The organism is Microcoleus harperi Pol14_C6, assembly GCF_036701295.1.
Taxonomy (GTDB): Bacteria; Cyanobacteriota; Cyanobacteriia; order Cyanobacteriales; family Microcoleaceae; genus Microcoleus.
This window is the reverse complement of the sequence record NZ_JAUBQN010000096.1, coordinates 1-3,907: the sequence shown is the minus strand read 5'-3', so window position 1 is coordinate 3,907 and position 3,907 is coordinate 1. Positions and strand designations below refer to the sequence as shown.

The following is a 3,907-nucleotide window of genomic DNA, read 5'->3' as shown; positions in this document are numbered from 1 at the left end:
ATTGACATTCTGGACAAATCATAGCTGAATTTTCTTTGACTGTTAGCACTCAGCATACCACAACTGTGCAACGCCAACAATGTCCGCACCACCCTCCATTTTCAGAACATCTTCAACCGATACCTGCGGCGGTGGTGGAGCATCCAGCCATTGAGCAAACGCAGGGAGCCATTCGTACACGGCTAAAGGTCGATCGTTAGCAATCAGATAAATACCGGGATTGCCCTGCTCTGCTGCTGCAACGGTAGCGATCGCCGCATCCTCAACGTGCAACCACGACCATACACCATCACCATTTCCCACGATCGGGAACTGTTGCTGTCGCACTTGTTGGGCAACATCGCCATCGGGATTGAACCAGGTGCCGGGCCCGTAGAAGAAACCATAGCGCAAGGCAATTCCTTCGAGATTGGATGTTTCCAATAAACAGCGTTCAGTCTCAGTGACGAGGCGAGCATCTGCGGCAATGGCGGGGGAGGCATCAAGCGATAACGGTGTTTCTTCATCTGCCAATCCAGTACCGGGAATTCCCCAGAAGGCCATAGACTGTTTCAGAAAACGGCGCACCCCTGCTGCCTTTGCTGCCGCCAGCACATTAGCTCCTCCCTCTGACCGAATTCGCGCATTCAGAGCCGCTGTCGCATTCATGGATTCGCGAGTGTAAGTTCTGGGTAGAGCGGTGAGTTGTTCGATCACCACCTCTGGTTGAGCGCTCTTGACAGCCGCTTTAACTGACTCTGCATCGAATACATCCGCGATCGCCGGTTCGATTCCCTGTGCCGCTAAGGACTGTGCTCTTTCTTGGGTGCGGGTCAGCGCGACAACATTGTGTCCTCTGGCAAGTAATTGATCGAGCGTTGGGCGACCGATCGCTCCTGTTCCCCCGGCAACAAAAATCTTCATCTGTCAACCTCGTGTTGAAGTATGAAAATATTTTTGCTTATGGGAGTGCTCGATTGATTAAAGGTGCAATGACTGCGATGCTTTTGACCAAATGGTAATGCCTTTTGCCTGAAGGATAGTTTCTGTGCGATCGATGATTTTGCTTACTGAATATCGGCCCTGCTGAGTGATGATGCCGTTATTTGCATTCATAGCAGCGAACTCCTCAACCATTTTGGCGCTCGCTGCGAAGGCTTTTCAAATCTGTGCCATACCGCCATCGACAAACAGCTCGATGCCGTTGACAAAGCTGCTGTCGTCTGAAGCGAGAAAAACAACCGCCTTAGCAATCTCATCAGGTGTGCCGACTCGCCCTAATGGAATGTTGACGGCTTGGCTGTCCACGAATTCCTGCACTTGCTCGTCGCTCAGTCCTAGGAGATTGTAACCAGGAGTAGGAACTACGCCAGGACTAATGGCGTTAACCCGAATCTTGCGCTCTTTGAGGTCGAGCGTCCAATTGCGGGCAAACGATCGCACGGCGGCTTTGGTTGCGCTGTAAACACTGAAGGCTGGGGTACCCACCGTAGAAGCAGTCGAGGCGTTGAGGATGATAGAAGCGCCTTCGCGTAAGAGTGGCAGCGCCTTTTGCACGGTGAACAGCAGACCTTTAACGTTGGTGTTGAACGTTTTGTCAAAGTGTTCTTCGGTGATCGATCCGAGTGGGGCGATTTCTCCACCGCCAGCATTGGCGAAGACCACATCGAGGCGACCTTGCTCTTGTTTAATCGTGGCGAACAGGCGATCGAGATCTGCCAGATTAGAGACATCGCTCTGAACACCAGTGACTTTTTCACCAATCTCTTTCACGGCGGCATCGAGTTCAGTTTGACGACGACCTGTGATAAAGACATACGCTCCTTCGGTGACAAAGCGTTTGGCAGTGGCAAGACCGATGCCGCTAGTGCCGCCAGTGACAAGAGCGACTTTTCCTTCTAGTTTTTTCATTTTGAATAAGTCCTGTGGTATTGTACTTGCTGCTTACAACCGCTGAAAACAGCATATTTAATTCTTCGGTCATCGTGGGATGAGCCAAAACTCCATCGCGCAGAACGATGTGCGGCATCTGAGCTTGCATCACCATCTGCACCGTCAAAATCACTTCACCCGCTTCATGACACAAGAGTGAACATCCGAGAATCCGACCTGTTTCACTGTAGTTTAGACTAAAAAATGAGTGCAGCTAAAAGTAGTCGCCTTTTAACAGAAGGCAAGATGTTGCTCAAAAACTCAAGAGGTAGAAGATTAAACAGCTAATCTTGAAGACTTTTTGCGTCGAGAAACCCGTTTTTTAACAGTGGGATAGTATGGTGCCTTAGTACGTGCATTTCCTTTTTCCCAGCCGGGGGATTTTCCCCTATGTTTAGGCATTTTCGCGGGAGTACCAAGGTCAACTAAAACTGACAACATTGATTGGGCAACACGTCCCGGAGTTAAATTGATATTAGCAGATTGCCAAGGTAATATATTCTCGACGACTAAATGCCTAGCTAGCCAGAGTTGCCAACTCATCAATGGCATTAAATCGCTCCAGCGCTCAGATTGTTCGAGAGTTCTCAAGTTAGGCAATGTCCAATGTAATCTTTGCTTAGCAAATCTATACCAATGATCCACTCCAAAACGTCGTAAATACTTAAACCAAACAGTTTCTAGAGGGAGAGTTCGTTCTCCCACCCAAGCCAACCACAAGGGTGGAAACGGCTGACCATTTGACATGGGATTCATTCTTTCGACCAGGATTAAATTGACTCTCTGTTCGGCGGCACGATAAAAATGTAAGTCAAGCCATTGCCTGACTCGAACTTGTCCCAACTGTGAATGTTCGTCAATTTCAATCACATTATCTGCTTGGAGCCATGTGGTTGGGTCAGAGAGCCTCATTTTCTGACCGTGCTTGCGTGGTCTGCCGCGACCACTATATGTTGGTGGCGCTGACCACAAACAGGCATTTTTTCGGACTCTCATTAAGCAATCAGCTTGAATGTCTGCTTGCGCCAGTACCCAACTTGCATTGCCATATTCTCTATCTAAAACTGCTAAGACTGGATTGATGCTCTGTTCACAAACAAGTTTGAGTTGAGAAGCTGCTTTTTCTATTGGTGAAGACCAACTACTAATTCGTTCATGTAGTAGGGGTAATGCCCAACTTCCTTGTGCTTCGGGTATCCACGCAATTGTACTGTACCCCTGTCCAATCATGACGCCCTGCTGATATTCATGGGTTCTGTCTTTTAATGTTTTAGCCTCTGGTCTCCCCCATGCCCGCGCGTGTCAATTGCCACTAAAACGTGTTCCGTTGCGGGTACTTGCTGTTCTAATTGCTGGAGATACAGCATCATCAGTTTTTTCCGATCCGGTCTACTGTCTTGCAATGCTTCGTAGACGCTTGGCCATTGACGATTGAATAGCGGACTGAGCGAAAATTCCGCCAAACAGGCCGCATTCCTAGTGGTCATCACTGCATCCATCAGCTCGAATGTTGCATCTTTCGCCAGTACCAATAACTCGTATGCCGCTTGACGAAAGTCCTTTAATCGTTCACTGTTCATTTAGGGAGTGGGTAGGTTTTCTTTTTCACCCTTATTCTCTCCTGGCGCGGTAGCTCTAGTTCTTCTTTTGCCACCGTTCTCATCTTTATTTAGTCTAAACTACAGTGAATGCTGTAAATCAAAAAACTACTCTCAAGCGTAGTTTGCGACAGAAAAGGAAACGGGCTGCAATGAATGATGAATACATCATGCTTCTTCTCAAATCCTTTTGTCAAGACTGATTGAGATGCTCTTACCGTGGGACACCAACGGGCAAAAAGCACCGATTTGTTTACGGAAAAAATTAGTAAATTAAGTAGAATTAAAATGGATAGTGAATTTTCTTTTTGGCTCTGTTATCGAGACTTAAACAAAAAATCAGTGCTAAGCATGGTAAAATGCTTAGTAGCTAAGGTTTTCACATCGAGTCACAGGCA

Annotated in this window: 6 protein-coding genes; all 6 read right to left on the bottom strand. The window is 47.7% G+C overall.

All coding sequences use genetic code 11. The annotated features are described in order from the left end of the window. Positions 1-42: 42 nt before the first annotated feature. Entirely contained in the window at positions 43-903 is an 861-nt protein-coding gene (locus QUA27_RS27045) for an NAD-dependent epimerase/dehydratase family protein (protein WP_333072112.1), read from the bottom strand. Positions 904-960: 57 nt separating this feature from the next. Beyond that, positions 961-1,095 carry a hypothetical protein gene (locus QUA27_RS27040; RefSeq protein ID WP_333072110.1) on the bottom strand — a complete coding sequence of 45 codons (135 nt, stop codon included), beginning with the start codon at positions 1,093-1,095 and terminating at the stop codon, positions 961-963. Between the two features lie 45 nt (positions 1,096-1,140). Next, positions 1,141-1,890 carry a glucose 1-dehydrogenase gene (locus QUA27_RS27035; RefSeq protein ID WP_333072108.1) on the bottom strand — a complete coding sequence of 250 codons (750 nt, stop codon included), beginning with the start codon at positions 1,888-1,890 and terminating at the stop codon, positions 1,141-1,143. After that, entirely contained in the window at positions 1,844-2,125 is a 282-nt protein-coding gene (locus tag QUA27_RS27030; RefSeq protein ID WP_333072113.1) for an oxidoreductase dimerization domain-containing protein, read from the bottom strand. Before QUA27_RS27030 ends, QUA27_RS27035 begins: the two co-directional genes overlap by 47 nt. Before the next feature lie 62 nt (positions 2,126-2,187). Then, positions 2,188-3,141: a transposase gene (locus tag QUA27_RS27025; RefSeq protein WP_333072106.1), complete on the bottom strand. Its 954-nt coding sequence runs from the start codon at positions 3,139-3,141 to the stop codon at positions 2,188-2,190. A 32-nt stretch (positions 3,142-3,173) separates the two neighbouring features. After that, a complete protein-coding gene (locus tag QUA27_RS27020) occupies positions 3,174-3,398 on the bottom strand; it encodes a hypothetical protein (protein WP_333072104.1) in 225 nt (74 codons plus the stop codon). Positions 3,399-3,907 lie beyond the last annotated feature (509 nt).